The following is an 18910-nucleotide window of genomic DNA, read 5'->3' on the forward strand; positions in this document are numbered from 1 at the left end:
TATGAAGTGGCCAACCTGCCCCTTTTCCCGGGCGGGGCGCCCCTTCATGAAGGAGATCTTGTCCTTCGCGGCGGGGCGCCGGTGGGACGGATCACGCGGCGCGGGCGGTCGGGACGCGCGGGCGGTGATCGGCGAGCGCCTCGCGCAGCTGCTTGCGGCCGCGGTGCAGGCGGGACATCACCGTCCCGATGGGGGTGCCCATCATCTCGGCGATCTCCTTGTAGGCGTAGCCCTCGACGTCGGCGAGGTAGACCGCGTTGCGGAACTCCTCGGGCAGGGCGCGCAGGGCGGCCACGACGTCGTCGTCGGGGATGTGGTCCAGCGCCTCGTGCTCGGCCGACCGCAGGCCGGAGACCGCCGACTCGGCCTGGGCGAGCTGCCACTCCTCCAGCTCGTCGGAGCCGGTGCGCTGCGGTTCCCGCTGCTTCTTGCGGTAGGCGTTGATGAAGTTGTTCGTGAGGATGCGGTGCAGCCAGGCCTTGAGGTTGGTGCCCTCCTGGAACTGGTGGAAGTTCACGTACGCCTTGGTGAGGGTCTCCTGGACGAGATCCTCGGCGTCGGCGCTGTTGCGCGTCATGCGGACGGCGCTGGCGTAGAGCGGGTCGGCCAGGGGCAGGACCTCTCGCTCGTAGCGCGCCGTGGCCGTGACCCGCTCGGCGGCCGCGGTCTTCCCGGTCGACTCGATGGTGGTCATCTTCCCTCCTCCGCACCGTCTGCCGGTCGCTTGTGGCAGGAGTCAAATCCAGTTCAGCACGAGCTAGAGTGGTTTCCTACAAACAGGTGGTAAAACCCTGAAGTGTGTGACCTAACAGTCAAACCGGTACAGTCATGGCCGGTTCTCTCCTGATAACGAATGGCGGACGAATACGGGTTCCATGGACTCGATCACACTCCGTTCGCTACGCTTACCTGCTGACCGTGCACCTGCACGTGCAGTTCGCAGGAGGGTTCTGATACCGATGAGTTCCGGCTCGATGACCGGCCGGATGCAACTGGGTTCCCAGCTGCGCGGGCTGAGGGAGGCCAGGGGCATCACGCGTGCCGACGCCGGCTACGCCATCCGCGCCTCCGAGTCCAAGATCAGCCGTCTGGAGCTGGGACGGGTCGGCTCCAAGATCCGTGACATCGAGGACCTCCTGGCCCTGTACGGCGTCACCGACGCCGCGCAGATCGCCGAGATCATGAAGCTGGCGGCCGAGGCCAACCGCCCCGGCTGGTGGCAGTCCTACAACGACCTGCTCCCCGCCTGGTTCGCCACCTACCTGGGCCTGGAGGAGGCGGTCTCCCGGCTGCGCTCCTACAGCGTCCAGTTCGTCCCCGAACTGCTGCAGACCGAGGAGTACGCCCGCGCCCTCCTGTCGTCGGCCTACCCCGGCATCCACGCCGAGGAGCTCGACCGCCGCGTCGAGGTCACCCTCTGCCGCCAGCGCGCCTTCTTCCGCTCCGGCGGCCCCCACCTGTGGGCCGTCCTGGACGAGTCCGTCCTGCACCGCGTCGTCGGCGACCAGGGCGTGCACCGCCGCCAGCTGGAGCACCTGCTCGCCCTGAAGGGCGTCACCCTCCAGGTGCTTCCCTTCGCCGCGGGCGAGCACCCCGCCCAGTCCGGCGCCTTCTGCCTGCTCCGCTTCCCCCAGGCCGAACTGGGCGACATCGCCTACGTGCAGTCCCTGGCCGGCTCGACCCACCACGAAAAGCGCGAAGAGGTCGACGTCCACCTCCAGGCCATGGAGCACCTCTGCGTGGCCGCCCACCCACCGGACACCTCCGCCAAACTCATCTCCGCCCTGGCCCGCCCCCGCCTCTGACCTCCGCCCGCCTCCGGCGGTCTCCCAGGCTCCGCCGGCCTGCTCCCGGTCTCCGGTCGCTCCGCCCGCCGCCGGCCGTCTCCCAAGCCCCGCGGGCCCGCTCCCGGCCCCCGACCGCACTTCTGAGCCCGCCCGCCGTGCCGGAACGCCCTCTGTGCTCCTCGAACGAGGCCGAAAAGGCGGAGGCCCCCAGGCATGCGAAAAGGCCGGTCGCTGAACGCGACCGGCCTTCCTCACTGCGGCCCCGAGAGGATTCGAACCTCCGACACACGGTTTAGGAAACCGTTGCTCTATCCCCTGAGCTACGGGGCCTCACCGCCGCCAAATCCTACTGGACCCGGACCCGTCACGTCCTCTCCACGGAGCTCACTCCGCGAACCTCCCGCGACGCACCGTCCGGTACCCGGCTCGGCGACCCCGTTAGATTACCGCTTCCCGCGCCCCGATGCCCTCCCGATGACCCGCCGCCCGCCGTCCGCGGCCCCTGCCGCACGCCCCGCCCCCGCCCCTGGACCGCTCCGGAACCTGTCACCGACAGTGTCCGAATGGCAGGACAGCTCGACCGGCCGTCCTACCTCCCTGTCAAATGCCTTTGTCAAAATGGCCCTGAGATCCGCCCTTCCCGTCAGCGCTGAACCCGCTTCGACAACTCCCGGGGGTCGCGAACAAACCCGAGGGGACACCCTCCTCGCAGCCCGGAAGCCGTCCACCTGGCTGCCGGGCACCGTCTACCAGGCTGCCGGGCGCCTGGGCGCCTGGGTGTCGACCGGCACACGACACCGAGCCCGCACCGTCCCGTTCCCGCAGAGAGACCGCGTTTGATGCACATCTGCCCGGTGGTTGCGCCTGGCGGACGTCGCCCACGGATTTCAGACGGCAGGGAGACGGGGGTGGCGGGGTAGGGAGGGCGCGTGGGTGGGCGTGGCGCGGCGAGCGGCCGACATGGGGGTGGTGGCGGTGGCCGGTAGGCATGTGGGCGGGGCGGGCTGTTCCGGTAGGTGAGCGGCTTGCCGGGGGTATGCGGGTGCGGGGTGCGTGGTGGGGGAGGGGCGGAGGATGCGCGGGGCGGGACTTTGCGTGGGGATGGGGGAAGATCTGTGTCTTTGTGTAGTTGAATGATCGTTTTTGGTGGTGGTTTGGGGCTTCTTTGGTGGTTGGGGGGGTTAAGCGGGATCGGACATTGAGTCAGGTGTAGTACCGTTCGAGCGCTGCCCTGTTCCTGTATCGCCCCGGAGGACCGCACGTGCCGACCCCTCGGTCAGCGAAGCTGGCCGCGGTGCTCCTGATGATGGTTTCACTCGTGGTGACGGGTGTGCCCCCGGAGGTCGCGGCTCTGGCCCCTGGGATCGAAGAGGTCGAGGAGCTGCGGCGCAAGGCGAACGACGCGCGGGACGAGCTGGAGAAGCTCGACAAGTCGTGGAAGGACCAGCAGACCGAGCTCAAGAAGTCGAAGAAGCGGCTGCGGGAGACGCTGGAGCAGCTGGCGGTGGCCGACGCCGAGTTCGAGAAGATGCGGGAGCCCCTCGCGGAGCTGGCGAACTCCGCCTACCAGGCGCCGACGGCCTCCGGAACCCTGTCGTTGTTCGGGATGGCCGCCCCCGGGGAGGCGCTGCGCGGCTCGGCCGACGTGTCGTTCCTGGCGAACAACAACAACGGCATGCTCAAGACCGCCAAGGAGCTGCGGGAGCGGCGGGAGACCCTGGCCAACCAGGCGCAGGACCTGCAGTCCAGCACGGCGGTCGACCAGGCGAAGATCGCCAAGCAGAAGAAGACGCTCTTCAACCGTATCAACCAGCTGACCAACCAGCTCAACAAGATGCTGAAGAACCTCGACCTGGACCGCGACACCCGGCTCACCCTGACCTGCGACACCGCGCTGGCCGAGGAGGCCTCCCAGTTCCCCAACGGGCTGATCCCCAGCAAGTACCTGTGCAAGCTGCCGCAGAAGGGCTTCATGCTCCGCGCTGACGCCGCCCTGGGCTTCTACAAGCTGAACGCCGCCTACAAGAAGCAGTTCGGCCGCGACATGTGCGTCCGCGACGCCTACCGCGACCTGGCCGAGCAGCGCCGCATCTACTACCAGCGCCCCGGCTTCGCCGCCATCCCCGGCCGCAGCAACCACGGCCTCGGCCAGGCGCTCGACCTGTGCGGCGGCATCGAGAGCCAGGGCACCAGCCAGTTCAACTGGCTGGAGGCCAACTCCAGGAAGTACGGCTGGTTCCACCCCTCCTGGGCCTACGTCAGCCCCTTCGAGCCCTGGCACTGGGAATTCGGCACCGAAGCCGACCGCGAGTAGCCTCCCGGCCCCCGCCGCCTTCACACCACCCCGGCCCCGCCTCCCGACGTCCGGAAACCCGAGAACACCTCGGCCCCCGCAGGCACCCCAGGTCCCGGGACACCGCAGGCCCCGAGGTGCTTCAGGTCCTGAGGGCGCCTCAGCCCGAGGTCACTCCAGGCCCCTGGGTATTCCAGGTCCTAGAGCACTCCAAGCCCTTGGGCACTCCAGGTCCCGAGGTGCTTCAGGTCCTGAGGGCGCCTCAGCCCGAGGTCACTCCAGGCCCCTGGGTATTCCAGGTCCTAGAGCACTCCAAGCCCTTGGGCACTCCAGGTCCCGAGGTGCTTCAGGTCCTGAGGGCACCTCAGCTCGAGGGCGCTTCAGGTCCCGGGGCACCGCAGGTCCCGGGGCGCTTCAGTTTCCGAGGTGCTCCAGGTCTCTGGGCACCTCAGATCCTCGGGCACTGCAGGCCCCGAAGTGCTTCAGGTCTCTGGGGGAGCGCCTCAGGTTCTCCGGGCCCCGCAGGTACCCGGGGAACCTGAGGCACTGCGGGTTCGAGGCACTCCGGGCTCCCGAAGGCGCCCAGGGGCGCGGGCGGGGCTCAGGGGGCGGGCGGGTGCAGGGTGAGGGTCAGGTGGGGGGCGGCGGCCAGGGCCGTGGCCTCGGGGCGGGTGACGGCCAGGAGTAAGAGCGCGCCGGTGGTCTCGTCGGACGGGGGGACGGCGAGGACGGGAGCCGCGGTGACCAGGGGGCCGGTCGGGGGAGCGGCGGAGCCCGGCGCGGTGAGCCCGTCGTGCGGGACGGGCAGGACGTCGACCCGGTCGCCGGGGTGGACCAGGGCGGCCAGGGCCCGGTCGGGGACGCGGACGGGGGCGGCCACCAGGCCGGGGCCGTGGGCGGCCAGGAGCGCGGTGCCCAGGAGGCGGAGGTCGGTCAGGGGTTCGCCGCGGCGTACGGGTGCGGCGAGCGTCGCGTTCTCGGGAAGCCGGACGAGGGCTCCGGCCGGAGGGGGCCGCAGCCGGACCGTCCGGACGTCGCTGGCGGTGAGGCGGATACCGCCCGGCAGATCCCGGGCGGCGGCCAGGGCGGGGCTTCCCGACAGGGATCGCGGAGCCGAGGGCAGCCGGACCAGTAACACCGCCAGAACGGCGCAGAGCACGGCGAGAGGGCGGCGGTAGCGGATGAGCTGCGGTTTCATGAGCCCGACGCTAACCGCCGGACCGCCCCCTCGCGCTCAGGCCTGTGGACAACCGACCGGCACCCCGTGGAGGCCGCCGGGCCGGGCGCCCTGCACCGGAGCGGGCTCCCTGCTCCGGCCGGGCCGGAGCAGGGACGCGGAGCGCGTCAGGAGGAGGCGGCGGTGGTGGTGCTCGCCGAAGAGGACGCGGAGGCCGAGGAGGCCGTCGAGGTCGAGGAGGAGTCCGACTTGGTGGAGCCGGAGTCGGAACCCGAGCCCGAGCTGTCGGACTTCTTCTCCGTCGAGGAGGTGGTGACCGGGGTGGTCGACTTGCCGGAGCCCCGGCTGTCGTTGCGGTAGAACCCGGAGCCCTTGAAGACGATCCCCACCGCGGAGAAGACCTTGCGGAGCGTGCCACTGCAGGCAGGGCACTCGGTCAACGCGTCGTCACTGAACTTCTGGACGACTTCCAGGCCCTCACCGCAGGCGGTGCACGCATACTGGTACGTGGGCACTGGCCCCTCCTTCAAAAGAAAACAACACGGCAAGAGTCGGCGACTGGATTGGCACTCGGCAATGCCGACTGCCAATAGTACGTCTAGTCTCCACGCTCTCCGAACCAGCCTGCCAGCTTGCCCTGCCTGCTCACGGCTCGCAGCCGCCGCTCGGCCACCTCCCGGTCGACCGCGGTGGTGACGACCAGCAGCTCGTCACCGGCCTGCAGGACGGTGGTGGGCGCGGGCACGAAGCTCTTCTTCTCCACGGCCTTGCCGGCCCCGACGATCTCGCGGAGCACCAGGGTGATCTGGGCGCCGGGCGGCAGCCGCAGCTCGAAGATCTCCACGCCCGCCAGCCGCGAGTTCTCCGGGATCTTGATCTGCAGCAGGTCGGCCTTGAGCTCCTCCAGCGGCGCGGCCTCCACCCCGAGCTCGGTCGCCCTGCCCTCCTCGGTGATCTGGAGCTTGCGCGCGAACCACGGCAGCGTCGGCCCCTGGATCACGGTGAAGACGACGACGAGCACGAAGACCGCGGCGAACAGCTGGTCGGCTCCGGGCAGGTCCACCGTCATCGGCACGGTGGCCAGGATGATCGGCACCGCGCCGCGCAGCCCCGCCCATGACAGGAAGGCGCGTTCCTTCCAGCTCACCCCGAACCCGGTGGTGGCGATGATCACCGAGAGCGGGCGGGCCACGAACGACAGGACGAGCCCGGCGACCAGCCCGTAGACGAGCTGTCCCGGCAGGTCGGCGGGGCTGGCCAGCAGCCCCAGCATGATGAACAACCCGATCTGCGACAGCCAGGCGATGCCCTCGGCGAATCCGAGGGTCGCCGGCCGGTGCGGCAGCCGGGCGTTGCCCAGCACCAGCCCGGCCAGGTAGCAGGCCATGAATCCGGAGGCGTGCAGCAGGATCGCCCCGCCGTAGGCGCCGACGGCCAGCGACATCACCGCCAGCGGGTAGAGGCCGGAGGCCGGGAGCGCGACCTGCCGCAGCACCCAGGCGCCGCCCCAGCTGATGGCCAGGCCGACGACGGCCCCGACGGACAGCTCGTAGGCGATGGTGCCGAACAGCGCAGCGTTGCCGATGGTGTGGTGGCTTCCGCTGAGCGCCAGCACGAGGATGACGACGGGCGCGTCGTTGAATCCGGACTCGGCCTCCAGCATTCCGGCGAGCCGGTTGGGCAGCGGCAGCCGCCGCAGGACGGAGAAGATCGCGGCGGAGTCGGTGGGCGCGAGGATCGCCCCGAGCAGCAGGGCTAGCTGCCAGTCGGTGCCCAGCAGGTAGTGGGCGGCGCCGCCGACGATCACGATGCTCAGGGAGGTGCCGATGACCGCCAGCGACAGCGCGACCGGGACGCTGCCCTTGACGTGCCGCCAGTTGGTGCTCAGGCCGCCCTCGACCAGGATGATCATCAGGGCGAGCCAGCCCAGGGTCTTGGCGAGTTCCGCGTTGTCGAACTGGATGCCGAAGCCGGATTCCCCCAGCAGCAGGCCGAGGCCCAGATAGGCGAGAAGGCTGGGCAGGCCGAGCCGGTAGGACATCCGGACCGCCACGATCGCCACCAGGACCATCGCCGCACCGAGCGCAAGCCACGCTTCCAGTTGCAATCGATCACCTCCGGGGACGATTATCCCGAACGGAACGGTACGGCCGTGACCGCCGGAGCCCTCACCTCCGGTGGATCAGCGGCGGCAGACCGTTGACGACGTGCTCGACAGGCCTCCCGTCGAGGACGGCTGTGAGGTTCGCCATGACCTGGCCGATGACGTTCAGCTGGGCCTGCGCGCTGGCGCCCGCGGCGTGCGGGGACAGCAGCACCTGCTCGTGGGAGCGCAGCGGGTGCTCCGGCGGCAGGGGCTCGCGTTCGAAGACGTCCAGGGCGGCCCCGGCGAGCCGTCCGGAGTCCAGTGCGGCCAGTACCGCCTCGTCCGGGACGATCCCGCCGCGCGCCACGTTCACCAGCAGCGCGTCCTGGGGGAGCAGCGCGAGCCGTTCGGGACCGATCAGCCCGGCCGTCTCCGGGGCGAGTGCCACGGCCACGACCAGCACGTCGCTGGTGGCCAGCAGCTCGTCGAGTTCGAGCTGAGTGCCGACGGCACCGGTCTTGGGCGTCCGGCTCCAGTAGGAGACGCGGCAACCGAGCGCCTCGAAGAGCCGTGCGGCTTCGGCTCCGATCGCCCCGTACCCGAGGATCCCGACGCGTTGGGCGTGCAGTTCGCGTCCCCGGACGTCGAGCTGAGGCCAGCCGCCTTTGCGCATGCGCCGGTCGGTCCAGGCGAACTTGCGGCACAGCGCGAAGGCCGCCCCGACCGCCCATTCGGCGACGGAGCGGGTGTTGGCGCCCGCGGTGTTGGCCACCGCGACGCCCGAGGCCGTCAGCGCGTCCAGGTCGCAGGTGTCGACGCCCACCTGCGGTTGCTGGTGGAAGACGAGCCTGGGCGCGGCGGCGACGGCCTCGGCGTCCATCGGCAGTTCGCCGGTGAAGTCCCCGACGACGAGATCGGCCTCGGCCAACGCGGCGTGCTGCCCGGCCCGGTCGCGGGTGGGCGGCAAGACGACCTCCGCGCGGTCCTTCAGCGGCGCGAAAATCAGCTCGATGACTTCGGGGGGCAGCGGCAGCAGCACCGCGATCTTCCACACGGGGCGAGTCTACGAACCTCCCGAAGGCAGCCGGTGGAAGCCCGAGGGCGTGACGACCGCGCGGACGGGCCGGTCGTGGGGCTCGGCGGGGAGCTCCGGCACGAACTCCGTGTCGTAGACCACGCCGATGGTGAGGATGGCGGGGCTCACCCGGGCCAGCACCCGGTCGTAGGAGCCGCCGCCCTGCCCGAGCCTGTTCCCCTGCCTGTCGACGGCCAGGGCGGGCACCAGGACGACGTCCGCGGCCTTGATCGCCGCGATGCCGCGGGGAGGTTCGGTGGGCTCCAGGAGGCCGCGCGGGGATTCGACCAGCGAATCGGGTCCCTCGTACGAGGCCCAATCCAGGTCGCAATCCGGCAACAATCTGGGTAGAAGCACATAAGAGCCGCGCTTCCATAGGGCGAACAGCAGACTCCGTGTGCCTGGTTCGTTACCTTTTGAGGCGTATGCTGCGATTGAGGACGCCATCTCAAGCTCCGGGAGGCTCAGTAGAACATCCCGTATCGCGGAACTTGCTCCTGCTCGATCCGTGTCCGTCATCTCTTGCCGCGCTTGCCGTATATGGGTTCGCAACGAGGGCTTCACGTCTTCCTGCACCCGAGACTCCCGGAGTTGACTAGGGTTTTTCTTATGGCCGACATCTCACCCGTAACCAAGGCAGTGGTTCCCGCCGCCGGGCTAGGAACCCGATTCTTGCCCGCCACCAAGGCGACGCCCAAGGAAATGCTGCCGATCGTCGACAAGCCCGCGATCCAGTACGTCGTGGAGGAGGCCGTCTCGGCCGGCCTCTCCGACGTCCTGATGATCACCGGGCGGTCGAAACGTTCCATTGAAGACCACTTCGACCGCGCCTACGAACTGGAGGAGGCGCTACGCAACAAGGGTGACTCCGCCAGGCTCGCCTCGATCCAGGAATCGGCCGAACTCGCTCGGATCCACTATGTCCGCCAAGGCGAGCCCAAGGGCCTCGGCCACGCCGTGAGCTGCGCCTCCCAGCACGTGGGCGACGAGCCGTTCGCGGTGCTGCTCGGCGACGACCTCATCGGCTCGAACGACCTGCTGCTCAAGCGCATGATCGAGGTCCGCCAGCAGTACGGCGGCAGCGTCATTGCCCTGATGGAGGTCGAGCGCGACCAGATCTCCAAGTTCGGTTGCGCGGCGATCAACCCGTCCGACGAGGCGGACGTCGTGGAGGTCACCGACCTGATCGAGAAGCCGGCCGTCGAGGACGCGCCCAGCAACTGGATCATCATCGGCCGCTACGTGCTCGACCCGGCGGTCTTCGAGGTGCTGGAGAAGACCCCGCCCGGCCGCGGCAACGAGATCCAGCTGACCGACGCGCTGCGCACCCTGGCCACGATGCCCGCCGAGCACGGCGGCGGCGTGCGGGGCGTGCTGTTCCGCGGCAACCGCTTCGACACCGGCGACAAGCTGGACTACCTGCGCACCGTCGTGCAGTTCGCCAGCGAGCGTGAGGACCTGGGCGCGGAGTTCCGCGGCTGGCTGAAGGAGTTCGTGGAGGAGAACGGTTCGTGAGATACATGGGTGCATGAGACGCGTCTCCGAACATCTGTCTGAGATCCTCTCCCGGCTCACGCCGCTGACCCCGGTGCGGCTGCCCCTTCTGGAGGCGGCCGGAACGGTACTCGCGGAACCGGTCACCGCACCCGTGGACCTCCCCCCGTTCGACAACTCGGCGATGGACGGCTACGCCGTCCGCGCCGCGGACCTCGGGGCCCTGCCCGCCGTACTGCCCGTCACGGGCGACGTCGCGGCGGGCGACCTCGGACGGGCCGAGATTCCCCCCGGCCGGGCCGTCCGCATCATGACCGGCGCGCCGCTGCCCCCCGGGGCCGACACCGTGATCCCCGTCGAATGGACGGACGGGGGCGCGGAGGTCGTCCGGATCACCAGGGGCGCGCCGGAAGGCAACTACATCCGCCGGGCGGGGGAGGACGTGCGCGCAGGCGCGGTGGTCCTCCCCGCCGGCACCCGGCTGGGCGCCGCCCAACTCGGCATGGCCGCCGCGGTCGGCTACCCGGATCTGCCGGTGCGGCCCCGGCCGCGGGTGGCCGTGCTCTCCACCGGCGACGAGCTGCGCGACCCGGGCGACACCCTGGAACACGGCCAGATCTGGGACTCCAACAGCTTCATGTTGGCCACCGCCGTCCGTGAAGCGGGCGGAGAGCCGCTCCGGCAGTCCTTCCTGGGCGACGACCCGAAGACCGTTCGGGAAGCCCTCCAGGAGGAATTGGCGCACGCGGACGCCATCATCACCACCGGCGGCGTCTCCATGGGCGTGTACGACGTGGTGAAGGCGGCCTTCTCCGGCGGCGGAGAAGTCGACTTCCACAAGGTCGCGATGCGACCGGGCAAACCCCAGGGCTTCGGCCTCCTGGACGGGCGGTGCCCGATCTTCACCCTCCCCGGCAACCCCGTGAGCGCGTACGTGTCGTTCCAGGTATTCGTCCTGCCGGCCCTGCGCTACTTGCAGGGACTCGAACCAGAGGGCCTTCCGAGCGTGACGGCACGCTGCGCGAGCACTCTCACGTCGCCTTCCGGACTCCAGCACTACCTGCGAGCCGAGCTGACGTTCACCGACGACGCCTACACCGTGCGTCCCGCGTCCGCGCAGGGCTCCCACCAGATGGCCGCCCTCGCCGGGGCGAACGGGCTGATCGTCATCCCGCCGGACGTGACGGAGGTGCCGGAGGGGGCGTTCGTCGAAGTCCTTAGGCTGCCTTCGTGAAGTTCTCGCATCTGGATGAGTCCGGCGCGGCACGGATGGTCGACGTGTCCGCCAAAGAAATCACCGCCCGTACGGCCACCGCGCGCGGCTTCGTCCGCCTCAGTACCGAGTGCGTCACGGCCCTGCGCGACGGCACGGTACCCAAGGGGGACGCGCTCGCCGTCGCGCGGATCGCCGGGATCATGGGCGCCAAGAAGACCCCCGACCTTGTGCCGATGTGCCATCCGATCGCCCTGCACGGGGTGAAGGTGGAGCTGACCGTCGTCGACGGCGGCGTCGAGATCACGGCCACCACCAAGACCGCCGACCGCACCGGCATCGAGATGGAGGCGCTCACCTCGGTCACCGTGGCGGCACTGGCACTGATCGATATGGTCAAAGCCGTCGACCCCGCGGCTGTCATCACCGATGTACGGGTAGTAGAGAAGACCGGTGGCAAGACCGGAAACTGGACCCGTCCCGGGGAGGACACATGAGCATGCGCGCCCTGGCGGTGACCGTCTCTACCAGGGCCGCGAGCGGCGTCTATGAGGACCGTTCGGGGCCGGTACTGGCCGAGTTGCTGCGCGAATGGGGCTGCCAGGTGGACGGCCCCCGCGTCGTCCCCGACGGCGAGGCCGTCCTGGACGTCCTGCGGGAGGCCGTGGCGGAGGGCTACGACATCGTCGTGACGTCCGGAGGCACCGGCCTGACGCCGACCGACCGCACACCCGAGATGACGCGCCAGGTGATAGACCGCGAGGTGCCGGGCATCGCCGAGGCCATCCGGGGCGTCGGGACGGTGAAGACGGCGATCCTCTCCCGCGGCCTGGCGGGACTCGCCGGAGACACCCTGATCGTCAACCTCCCCGGCTCCACCGGGGGAGTGCGCGACGGCATCTCCATCCTCGGACCGGTGCTGGAACACGCCGTCTCACAGATACGCGGCGGCGACCATCCTCGCGTTCCGGATGGCGTGTAAGGGTTCTGTCAGGCAATCATGGAGACGTGGAACGCATGAGAGGGTGGCCGGTCACCCTGAACGAGGGACCGGTCGGTCTTCGCCCCATCCGGATGCGGGACTCCGCCATCTGGCGTGACGTCCGCGTCCGCAACGCCGAATGGCTGCGCCCATGGGAACCGACGAATCCCGAGACGCCATTGTTCCGCACCGGTCTGGGCCCGTACGTCAGCATGGTGCACACCATGCGGAAAGAGGCCCGCAACGGCATGGCGCTGCCGTGGGTCGTCACCTACGACGGCCAATTCGTCGGCCAGCTGACCATCGGAGCCATCGTCTGGGGCTCGGCACGCAGCGCGCAGCTCGGTTACTGGATCGACCGCGACTACGCCGGCCGGGGTGTGACCCCCACCGCAGTCGCCCTCGCCGTCGACCACTGCTTCTTCAACGTCGGCCTCCACCGCGTGGAGGCGTCCATCCGTCCCGAGAACACCGCGTCCCGGCGCGTGGTGGAGAAGCTGGGCTTCCGCGACGAGGGCACACGACGCCGTCACCTGCACATAGACGGCGCCTGGCGCGACCACATCTGCTACGCCCTCACGGCCGAGGACGTCCCAGACGGCCTTCGCGCCCGCTGGCGCGCCCGTAGCGCCCGCCACTGACATCTAACCCCCCGACCCGTTTAATGATCAAGAAAACTTCCCCCAACAACGGGTCATAGCCACAGAGATCTCACGACACACCGCCCCGTATGCTCGTCAAGCGCAGACAGTGGGTCCTACCGTGCGGGACGTGAGCATGTATTCGTCCCGGAGCCATCCCGCTCCCGAACGTGCTCGCGACCGGCCGACGCGGGAGGGACGTAAGTGAGCAGCACCCTCCTGTATCTGGCGATAGTCGCCGTATGGGCCGTCGTCCTGGTGCCCATGTGGCTCCGCCGCGAGCCCGAGAACCCCGCCTCGACCGGCCTCAACCGCCTCATCCCCCGCCGCCAGACCACCGAGGAGGAGGACGACTTCGACGACTCCGCCACCGAGGACCTCACCCCCGACACCGAGGACCTCGGCACCCCCGCCCGCGCCGACTTCCCCCCGCCGCTGACCTCCCCCCGCCCCGCCACCTCCATCCGCCGCGCCGCCATCATCGCCCGCCGCCGCCGCAGGACCGCCGCCCTCATCCTCCTGACCTTCACGGCCCTCCTCACCGCCGCCCTGTCCGCCGCCCCCTGGTGGATCACCCTCCCCCCCTTCGCCCTCCTCCTGGGCCACCTCACCCTCCTGCGCACCGCCACCAAGATCGACCAGTCCCGCCGCCAGGAGGCCCTCACCGCCCGCCGAGCGGCCGCCGACCTCGAGCCCACCCTCGAAGAAGACCCCCTCCCCACCGCCGAGATCATCACCTTCACCCCGTCCCCCGAGGTCTTCGACCAGTACGCCGACCCCGACACCCCCCGGGCCGTCGGCGACTGACCGACCCGCCCTGCACGAACACCCCCCAAAGTTTGCTAAGGTTGACCCGTTCCTCGGGGATGTAGCGCAGTCCGGTAGCGCACTTCGTTCGCATCGAAGGGGTCAGGGGTTCGAATCCCCTCATCTCCACCCAGGACAGGGGCCGGTTCCGTTCGCGGGACCGGCCCTTTTGTCGTCTGTGGCCGGCGGGGGTCCCTTGTTCGGCTGCCGCCTCTCGCAGGCTCGGCCCCTCGCTACGCTCGGTCTGTGTCCACCGGGGCTCTGCCCCGGACCCCGGGCGAGGGGCTGCGCCCCTCCCGCACCCCGCCGTCCGAGCCCTCTCCTCTGCTCCGTCCAGGAGCGTTGGATCGTGCTCCGTCCAGGAACGTCGGGTCGCTTCGGCGGGGCTCCGAGCCTGGCGGCTCGTACGCTCCGCCTTCGTCCCGTCGGCGCCGGATCGTTCTTGGTCTCAGTCCCCGTCGGCCTCTTCGCAGGCGCAGCTGTCGTGCAGCCTCCACCGCATCACCGTGCGATCGGCGTACTGCTCGATTTCCACTTCACCATCGCAGAGCCCGACCACCACGGCCAACCCACGGCCCGTCTCCTCCAGCTGCTCGATGACCGGGACCTCGAGCACTCCCGGCGCAGGAAGCCGCACTCGAGCCGTGGGGGCGGCATGATGCACCAGCATCCCCGTCACTCGCCCCCACACATGCGTCACGACCACGCTCACCTGCCCGCCGCCACCGTGCTCGGCGCAGTTCGCGAGCAACTCCGACAGCACTGTCACGCAGTCATCCCGCAGCAGGCACGCGGGCGAGAACACTTCCCGTAGCCACGCTCGCGCTGCTCGCACCTGCACCAGTTCGGCGGCGAACGCCTGCTCAAAGCGCCAGCCCTCCTGCCACGCCGGTGAAGCAGCCTCGCTTTCCCGCTGCGCCGTCCCGTCACCACTCATCCGATCCCCCGTCAGTGGAGCGATTCCCGTGCATGCAGTGGCCGCTTGCTGACAGAGTGCTACCGGCCATGCGGATGCAGACTAGATTGCATCTTGCAGATTGGCCAGCAAGATGCAGAGATAGGAAGCACTCAGACTCGGAGGCCCCTCATGCCCCCACGCTCCAGCCCCACCGCCCGACGCCGCCGCCTGGCCAACGCCCTGCGTCAACTCCGCGAGGAGCACGGCCTGAGCTGCGCTGAACTCGGCAGGAGACTCGGCTGGTCAGAAGCCAAGGTCAGCCGTATCGAGACCGCACGAGTAGGAGTGAAAGCCGACGACCTCGACAGGCTCCTGGAGCACTTCCACGTGCCGGAGGACCTCAAGGAAAAACTGACGCTTCTGCGCAGGCAGGCCGGCCACCGGGGCTGGTGGCACTCCTACACCGACGCCTTCCCCAACTGGTTCCACAACTACGTCGGTCTCGAAGACGGAGCCCGCTCGCTGATCACCTACCAGAACCAGCTCGTCCACGGCCTCCTGCAGACCGACGACTACGCGAACGCCGTGATCCGGGCCCACCAACCGGCCATAGGCCCCGAGGAAATCGACCGCCAACTGACGGCCAGAGCCACCCGCCGAGCGACCCTCACCCGCACGGACCCCCTGCTCTACTGGGCGATCCTGGACGAAGCAGCCCTTCGCCGGACCGTCGGCTCAACAGACATCATGCGAGCGCAACTCACCCACCTGCGCCAGATGGCCGCCCTGCCGAACGTCACCTTGCAGGTCCTCCCGCTCGACGCCGGCGCCCATGCCTCCATGGGCACCTCGTTCAACATCATGAAGTTCCCCGACGCCGGAGACCCCGACATCGTCTACATCGAAGACCTCACCACAAGCCAATATCTCGAAGAGCCGCACGATATAGAGCGGTATACGGTGGTAATCGACCATCTACGTGCATCGGCCCTGTCTCCCGAGGCTTCGGACTCCTTCATCACCCGTCTCGCCGATGACATGGCCTAGCCCCGCACGAGAAGGAGAAGGCCAGCCATGCTCGCTCCCGACCCCCCGTCTCCGTCCACCTGGCGCAAGAGCACCCACAGCAACGGAGCCGGCGGGGACTGCATCGAAGTAGCCCGCACACGCCAGCTCATCGCCCTCAGGGACAGCAAGTCCCCGAACATCCCATATCTCACTTTCAGTCCGAAGCTGTGGAAAACCTTCCTTGCCAACGTGAAACAGGGAAGGCACGACGTCGACCGCTGACCGAAGCGTTCCAGGTGGCCAGCCTCAACGGTTCACCCACCGACCCGGCTGCCCAAGGCTCCTGACGCTGAGTGGATCAACAAGCGACGAGTGCGTACTGGCCTGAAGACGGCTCTCGCAGGCTCCGGAACAGGCCATTCAGTGGTCTGCCGTGCCCGTAGGCCGGTATGAATATCAGGCCACAGGCGAGAGCGTCGGTGGCCGTCAACTTCTGTCACACCTTGACGGGGGAGTTCATGGTTGTGCGGTTGCGTCATGTGGGAACCGATCCCACGAGTACGAACAACGGATCGCCGACGTTGTGGATCGACGAAGAGCGGCGCAGGCTGGTCGCTCAGGGCTGGATCGCGGGGGAGGAGACCCGTGCCGCCTGCCGGGAGACGGGCCCGATACCTGTTCATGAGCAGGTGGTGGAGCTTCCGGAGTCGATGATGCCGTTCCTGGCGGAGGTCGTGGATGAGTGGCGCAGGCGTGGAACCCTCGGCGGAAGTTGAGTTCGTCGCATACTCCTCGGAGTTCGACCGGGCTCTGTCGGAGTGTGTGAGGTCGTGCGTCCACTGGGAATGCCGGGACGTCTACACCCCGACGGATCCGGCGTTCCTGCGCTGGAAGGCCGGGGTGAAGCCCGATCCGCTCGTCGACTACGCGGACTGGATCGAACAGGTCGGAACGGCAACGGCCCGGGGCGTCGAGGTCCGTCGGCTGCGGGTGGTGAGCGAGCCGGTCACCGAATACGTGAGGTTCGAGCACTTCGTCACCGCGATGAACCTTGCCGCCGGGGAACAGGTCCGCTGGCTCTCCAGGAGTCGTGCGGCCGGTCTGCTTCTGCCCGTGGTGGAGGGGTGGGTGTTCGATGACGATGTCATCGTGCTGAACCATTTCGCCGGCGAAGGCGATTGGCTGGGAGAGGAACGCCTGGAGGATGCGGCGATGGCCTCTGTCTACCGCGAGGCCTTCGAGACGGCCTGGGACAGGGGAATCCCGCACGACCGGTATGAGATCCAATAAGGCGCGGATACGTTCTCTTCATGGCGGCTTCTTCCTCTTCCTCGGCTCAGGCCGCCCGTGAAGCCCTGGCCCGGCGCCTGCGCGGAATTCGGGAGGACGCCGGGTTCCGGACGGCTTCGGCGTTCGCAGCGGCGGCCGGCTGGGACCGCACGCGCGTCTCGCACATCGAGCGTGCCGCCCGATGGCCGTCCGCCGACGACCTGAGGACCTGGGGGCGACTGTGCGGCCTGGGACAACCGGAGACCGAGGAGCTGGTCGAGCAACTCCGGTCAGCACAATCCCTGTGGAATGAGTGGCGCGAGGTCGAGAAGGCCGGGCTTGGCAAGGTCGCACGAGGCATGCTGCCGCTGTACGAACGCACTCGGCAGTTTCGCGCCTACTCCTCATGGCTGCTGCCGGGCATGGTGCAGACCCCGGCGTACACCCGCGCGATTCTTACCGCGATCCAACGCCGCCGCGGTCTGTTCGACGATGTGGAAGCCGCCTTGACGGCGAGGGCGGAGAGGACCCGGCTACTGCGCCATGGCGGAAAGACCTTCGCCTTCCTCATCGAGGAGCCCGTGCTCCGCTCCGGCCTCGGAGGCCCCGAGGCGATGGCGGCGCAACTCGCGCACCTGAGCAAGATCGCCGCTCTGCCGGCGGTGTCGCTGGGCATCGTCCGAGCCGGACCGAGCCGGGACAGTGCCTGGCCGGTGGAAGACTTCTGGATCTTCGACTCCACACTGGTCGCAGTCGAACTGGTCTCCGGCTACCTGAACATCACCTCCACCAGGGAGATCGCCATGTACTCCCAGGTCTTCTCCGAGCTGACCGAGCAAGCGGTCTTCGGTGAGAAAGCCCACCGGCTGATCGATTCCATCCGTTTGGAGCTGTGACGCCACACCTGGTCACATCCCTTCTCGCAACCGGAGAGGTCGCTTCAGGATCGGGCCAGGAGCAGCGCGGAGCAGCCGCCTGCAAAGGCTCTTCAAGGAGGAGCCGCATGAACGTCACCGAAAGCACCCGCCGGGAGGCGATCAGCGTCGAGTTGCCCGAGGCGTTCGACGCACGATGGAACCGCATCCCCGGCATCGCGGTGGACGGCCACCGGGTCACCGTCGACCCGGAGAAGTACTTCTTCAACAGGATCTAGCAAGGAATCCCGGCCGTTCACGGCCGGGATTCCTTGCTCCCCGCGGAGCGGGGCCGAGTGCCGCGCAACGGTCAGCCGGGGCGTTCCTGCTGCCCGAGGCACAACGAACATGCAGGTCATAGACGTAGCTTCACCCCGGTTATGCATGCCGGAAACGAGAAACACTCTCGGTGCCGGAAAGGAGACGTTACGTTGTGCGGATGAAGCTCGTGGTGCAAGTGAAGCTACTCCCGGACGAGGCCACCCAGGTGGTTCTCCGGGAGACGCTGCACGCCTGCAACCGGGCCGCCAACCATGCCTCCCGACGCGCGTTCGAGGCCAGGACTACGGGCAAGCAGTCGCTTCAGCGGCTGGTGTACGCAGAAGTGAAGGCGATGGGCCTGTCCGCCCAGCCCGCCCTGCACGCGATCCGCAAGACCGCCGGGGCCTACGCCACCTTGAAAGCGAACCTGAAAGCCGGGAACTACGGGCGGGAGGGCTCCAAACGGCGCAAGGCGGTGGAGTCCAAACCGGTCCGCTTCCGCAAGGAAGCCGCCCAGCCGTTCGACGACCGCTGCCTGTCCTGGCAGATCCAGGCCCGTACCGTCTCGATCTGGACCGTCCACGGCCGCGTGAAGGGCATCCCGTTCCAGTGCTCGCCCGCCCAGCTGAAGATGCTCACCGAGCACCGGCAAGGGGAGTCCGATCTGGTGCTGCGGGGAGGGAACTGGTATCTGTACGCGGTCTGCGACGTCCCCGAGCCCGAGCAGTTCGATCCGGCTGCCTTCCTGGGTCTGGATCTGGGCATCGTGAACATCGCCACCACCAGCGACGGCACCCGGCACGCAGGCAGGCACCTCAACCAGGTCCGCCACCGGCATCGTCGGCTGCGCGCCAGGCTGCAGAAGAAGGGCACCAAGTCCGCCAAACGCCTCCTGCGCAAGCTGTCGGGCCGGGAGGCGCGGTTCGCAGCCGACACCAACCATCGCATCGCCAAGCAGCTGGTGACCGAGGCTCAACGCACCTGCCGCGGCATCGCCCTGGAAGA

At 68.9% G+C, this 18910-nt stretch carries 22 protein-coding genes and 2 tRNA genes; 16 read left to right on the plus strand and 8 right to left on the minus strand.

The annotated features are described in order from the left end of the window. Window positions 1–91: 91 nt before the first annotated feature. Entirely contained in the window at window positions 92–694 is a 603-nt protein-coding gene (locus C2865_RS32750) for a sigma-70 family RNA polymerase sigma factor (protein WP_106402498.1), read from the minus strand. Window positions 695–959: 265 nt separating this feature from the next. Between C2865_RS32750 and C2865_RS32755 the strand changes: the two genes are divergently transcribed. Then, window positions 960–1805, plus strand: a complete 846-nt coding sequence (locus C2865_RS32755) for a helix-turn-helix domain-containing protein (RefSeq protein ID WP_106402499.1) — start codon at window positions 960–962, stop codon at window positions 1803–1805. 239 nt (window positions 1806–2044) lie between these two features. Here C2865_RS32755 and C2865_RS32760 read toward each other — a convergent pair. Further along, window positions 2045–2117: transfer RNA gene (locus C2865_RS32760), tRNA-Arg, on the minus strand. Window positions 2118–3090: 973 nt separating this feature from the next. Here C2865_RS32760 and C2865_RS32765 point away from each other — a divergent pair. Then, complete coding sequence (locus tag C2865_RS32765; protein ID WP_232835926.1) at window positions 3091–4101, plus strand: D-alanyl-D-alanine carboxypeptidase family protein; 1011 nt, start codon at window positions 3091–3093, stop codon at window positions 4099–4101. Between the two features lie 580 nt (window positions 4102–4681). Here C2865_RS32765 and C2865_RS32770 read toward each other — a convergent pair. The 5 genes from C2865_RS32770 to C2865_RS32790 all read right to left on the minus strand — a co-directional run bounded on the left by C2865_RS32770 (window position 4682) and on the right by C2865_RS32790 (window position 8994). Further along, on the minus strand, window positions 4682–5278 hold the full coding sequence (locus tag C2865_RS32770) for an SAF domain-containing protein (RefSeq protein WP_106402501.1): 597 nt from the start codon (window positions 5276–5278) through the stop codon (window positions 4682–4684). Between the two features lie 146 nt (window positions 5279–5424). Beyond that, window positions 5425–5772 (minus strand): FmdB family zinc ribbon protein, encoded by a 348-nt coding sequence (locus C2865_RS32775; RefSeq protein WP_106402502.1) that lies wholly within the window; start codon window positions 5770–5772, stop codon window positions 5425–5427. A gap of 83 nt (window positions 5773–5855) precedes the next feature. After that, a complete protein-coding gene (locus C2865_RS32780) occupies window positions 5856–7364 on the minus strand; it encodes a potassium/proton antiporter (RefSeq protein WP_106402503.1) in 1509 nt (502 codons plus the stop codon). Window positions 7365–7425: 61 nt separating this feature from the next. Further along, the gene (locus C2865_RS32785) at window positions 7426–8397 is read right to left on the minus strand and encodes an NAD(P)-dependent oxidoreductase (RefSeq protein WP_106402504.1); all 972 of its coding nucleotides are present in this window, start codon (window positions 8395–8397) and stop codon (window positions 7426–7428) included. 9 nt (window positions 8398–8406) lie between these two features. Continuing rightward, window positions 8407–8994 carry a 5-formyltetrahydrofolate cyclo-ligase gene (locus tag C2865_RS32790; protein WP_332873408.1) on the minus strand — a complete coding sequence of 196 codons (588 nt, stop codon included), beginning with the start codon at window positions 8992–8994 and terminating at the stop codon, window positions 8407–8409. Window positions 8995–9027: 33 nt separating this feature from the next. Here C2865_RS32790 and galU point away from each other — a divergent pair, with 33 nt between their 5' ends. The 7 genes from galU to C2865_RS32825 all read left to right on the plus strand — a co-directional run bounded on the left by galU (window position 9028) and on the right by C2865_RS32825 (window position 13684). Then, window positions 9028–9933: a UTP--glucose-1-phosphate uridylyltransferase GalU gene (gene galU / locus C2865_RS32795; protein WP_106402505.1), complete on the plus strand. Its 906-nt coding sequence runs from the start codon at window positions 9028–9030 to the stop codon at window positions 9931–9933. Window positions 9934–9946: 13 nt separating this feature from the next. Further along, window positions 9947–11146, plus strand: coding sequence for a molybdotransferase-like divisome protein Glp (glp, locus tag C2865_RS32800; RefSeq protein WP_106402506.1), 1200 nt, complete (start codon window positions 9947–9949; stop codon window positions 11144–11146). After that, on the plus strand, window positions 11143–11622 hold the full coding sequence (gene moaC / locus C2865_RS32805; protein WP_106402507.1) for a cyclic pyranopterin monophosphate synthase MoaC: 480 nt from the start codon (window positions 11143–11145) through the stop codon (window positions 11620–11622). Before glp ends, moaC begins: the two co-directional genes overlap by 4 nt. A gap of 2 nt (window positions 11623–11624) precedes the next feature. Then, entirely contained in the window at window positions 11625–12107 is a 483-nt protein-coding gene (locus C2865_RS32810) for a MogA/MoaB family molybdenum cofactor biosynthesis protein (RefSeq protein ID WP_408608344.1), read from the plus strand. Between the two features lie 35 nt (window positions 12108–12142). Further along, window positions 12143–12748: a GNAT family N-acetyltransferase gene (locus C2865_RS32815; RefSeq protein WP_198653770.1), complete on the plus strand. Its 606-nt coding sequence runs from the start codon at window positions 12143–12145 to the stop codon at window positions 12746–12748. 204 nt (window positions 12749–12952) lie between these two features. Further along, complete coding sequence (gene sepX, locus C2865_RS39685) at window positions 12953–13555, plus strand: divisome protein SepX/GlpR (RefSeq protein ID WP_157964000.1); 603 nt, start codon at window positions 12953–12955, stop codon at window positions 13553–13555. A 55-nt stretch (window positions 13556–13610) separates the two neighbouring features. Then, window positions 13611–13684: transfer RNA gene (locus C2865_RS32825), tRNA-Ala, on the plus strand. Between the two features lie 319 nt (window positions 13685–14003). On the opposite strand, the gene C2865_RS32830 is transcribed toward C2865_RS32825, so the two are convergent. Further along, window positions 14004–14492, minus strand: coding sequence for an ATP-binding protein (locus C2865_RS32830; RefSeq protein ID WP_106402510.1), 489 nt, complete (start codon window positions 14490–14492; stop codon window positions 14004–14006). 150 nt (window positions 14493–14642) lie between these two features. Between C2865_RS32830 and C2865_RS32835 the strand changes: the two genes are divergently transcribed. From C2865_RS32835 to C2865_RS32860, 7 genes are all read left to right on the plus strand, one after another. Continuing rightward, complete coding sequence (locus C2865_RS32835; RefSeq protein ID WP_106402511.1) at window positions 14643–15500, plus strand: helix-turn-helix domain-containing protein; 858 nt, start codon at window positions 14643–14645, stop codon at window positions 15498–15500. A 27-nt stretch (window positions 15501–15527) separates the two neighbouring features. Continuing rightward, complete coding sequence (locus C2865_RS32840) at window positions 15528–15743, plus strand: DUF397 domain-containing protein (protein ID WP_106402512.1); 216 nt, start codon at window positions 15528–15530, stop codon at window positions 15741–15743. 299 nt (window positions 15744–16042) lie between these two features. Beyond that, a complete protein-coding gene (locus C2865_RS32845; RefSeq protein ID WP_232835927.1) occupies window positions 16043–16237 on the plus strand; it encodes a hypothetical protein in 195 nt (64 codons plus the stop codon). Beyond that, entirely contained in the window at window positions 16215–16751 is a 537-nt protein-coding gene (locus C2865_RS32850) for a DUF6879 family protein (RefSeq protein WP_198653758.1), read from the plus strand. Before C2865_RS32845 ends, C2865_RS32850 begins: the two co-directional genes overlap by 23 nt. A gap of 20 nt (window positions 16752–16771) precedes the next feature. Further along, window positions 16772–17626: a DUF5753 domain-containing protein gene (locus C2865_RS32855; RefSeq protein WP_106402513.1), complete on the plus strand. Its 855-nt coding sequence runs from the start codon at window positions 16772–16774 to the stop codon at window positions 17624–17626. A 107-nt stretch (window positions 17627–17733) separates the two neighbouring features. Further along, on the plus strand, window positions 17734–17883 hold the full coding sequence (locus tag C2865_RS39690) for a hypothetical protein (RefSeq protein WP_157964001.1): 150 nt from the start codon (window positions 17734–17736) through the stop codon (window positions 17881–17883). Between the two features lie 200 nt (window positions 17884–18083). Continuing rightward, on the plus strand, window positions 18084–18910 hold an 827-nt coding region (locus C2865_RS32860; RefSeq protein WP_106402514.1), incomplete at its 3' end, for a transposase.

The sequence above is a fragment of the Actinocorallia populi genome (assembly GCF_002995495.1).
Classification (GTDB): Bacteria; Actinomycetota; Actinomycetes; order Streptosporangiales; family Streptosporangiaceae; genus Actinocorallia; species Actinocorallia populi.

What these genes read in the sequence shown, in the direction of transcription:
- C2865_RS32815 (WP_198653770.1), top strand. Translation starts at nt 12,143, where the DNA reads ATGAGAGGGTGGCCGGTCACCCTGAACGAGGGACCGGTCGGTCTTCGC.
- glp (WP_106402506.1), top strand. Translation starts at nt 9,947, where the DNA reads ATGAGACGCGTCTCCGAACATCTGTCTGAGATCCTCTCCCGGCTCACG.
- C2865_RS32835 (WP_106402511.1), top strand. Translation starts at nt 14,643, where the DNA reads ATGCCCCCACGCTCCAGCCCCACCGCCCGACGCCGCCGCCTGGCCAAC.
- C2865_RS32755 (WP_106402499.1), top strand. Translation starts at nt 960, where the DNA reads ATGAGTTCCGGCTCGATGACCGGCCGGATGCAACTGGGTTCCCAGCTG.
- C2865_RS32750 (WP_106402498.1), bottom strand. Translation starts at nt 694, where the DNA reads ATGACCACCATCGAGTCGACCGGGAAGACCGCGGCCGCCGAGCGGGTC.
- C2865_RS32765 (WP_232835926.1), top strand. Translation starts at nt 3,091, where the DNA reads ATGATGGTTTCACTCGTGGTGACGGGTGTGCCCCCGGAGGTCGCGGCT.
- C2865_RS32830 (WP_106402510.1), bottom strand. Translation starts at nt 14,492, where the DNA reads ATGAGTGGTGACGGGACGGCGCAGCGGGAAAGCGAGGCTGCTTCACCG.
- C2865_RS32810 (WP_408608344.1), top strand. Translation starts at nt 11,625, where the DNA reads ATGCGCGCCCTGGCGGTGACCGTCTCTACCAGGGCCGCGAGCGGCGTC.
- C2865_RS39690 (WP_157964001.1), top strand. Translation starts at nt 17,734, where the DNA reads ATGAACGTCACCGAAAGCACCCGCCGGGAGGCGATCAGCGTCGAGTTG.
- C2865_RS32770 (WP_106402501.1), bottom strand. Translation starts at nt 5,278, where the DNA reads ATGAAACCGCAGCTCATCCGCTACCGCCGCCCTCTCGCCGTGCTCTGC.
- C2865_RS32855 (WP_106402513.1), top strand. Translation starts at nt 16,772, where the DNA reads ATGGCGGCTTCTTCCTCTTCCTCGGCTCAGGCCGCCCGTGAAGCCCTG.
- galU (WP_106402505.1), top strand. Translation starts at nt 9,028, where the DNA reads ATGGCCGACATCTCACCCGTAACCAAGGCAGTGGTTCCCGCCGCCGGG.
- C2865_RS32840 (WP_106402512.1), top strand. Translation starts at nt 15,528, where the DNA reads ATGCTCGCTCCCGACCCCCCGTCTCCGTCCACCTGGCGCAAGAGCACC.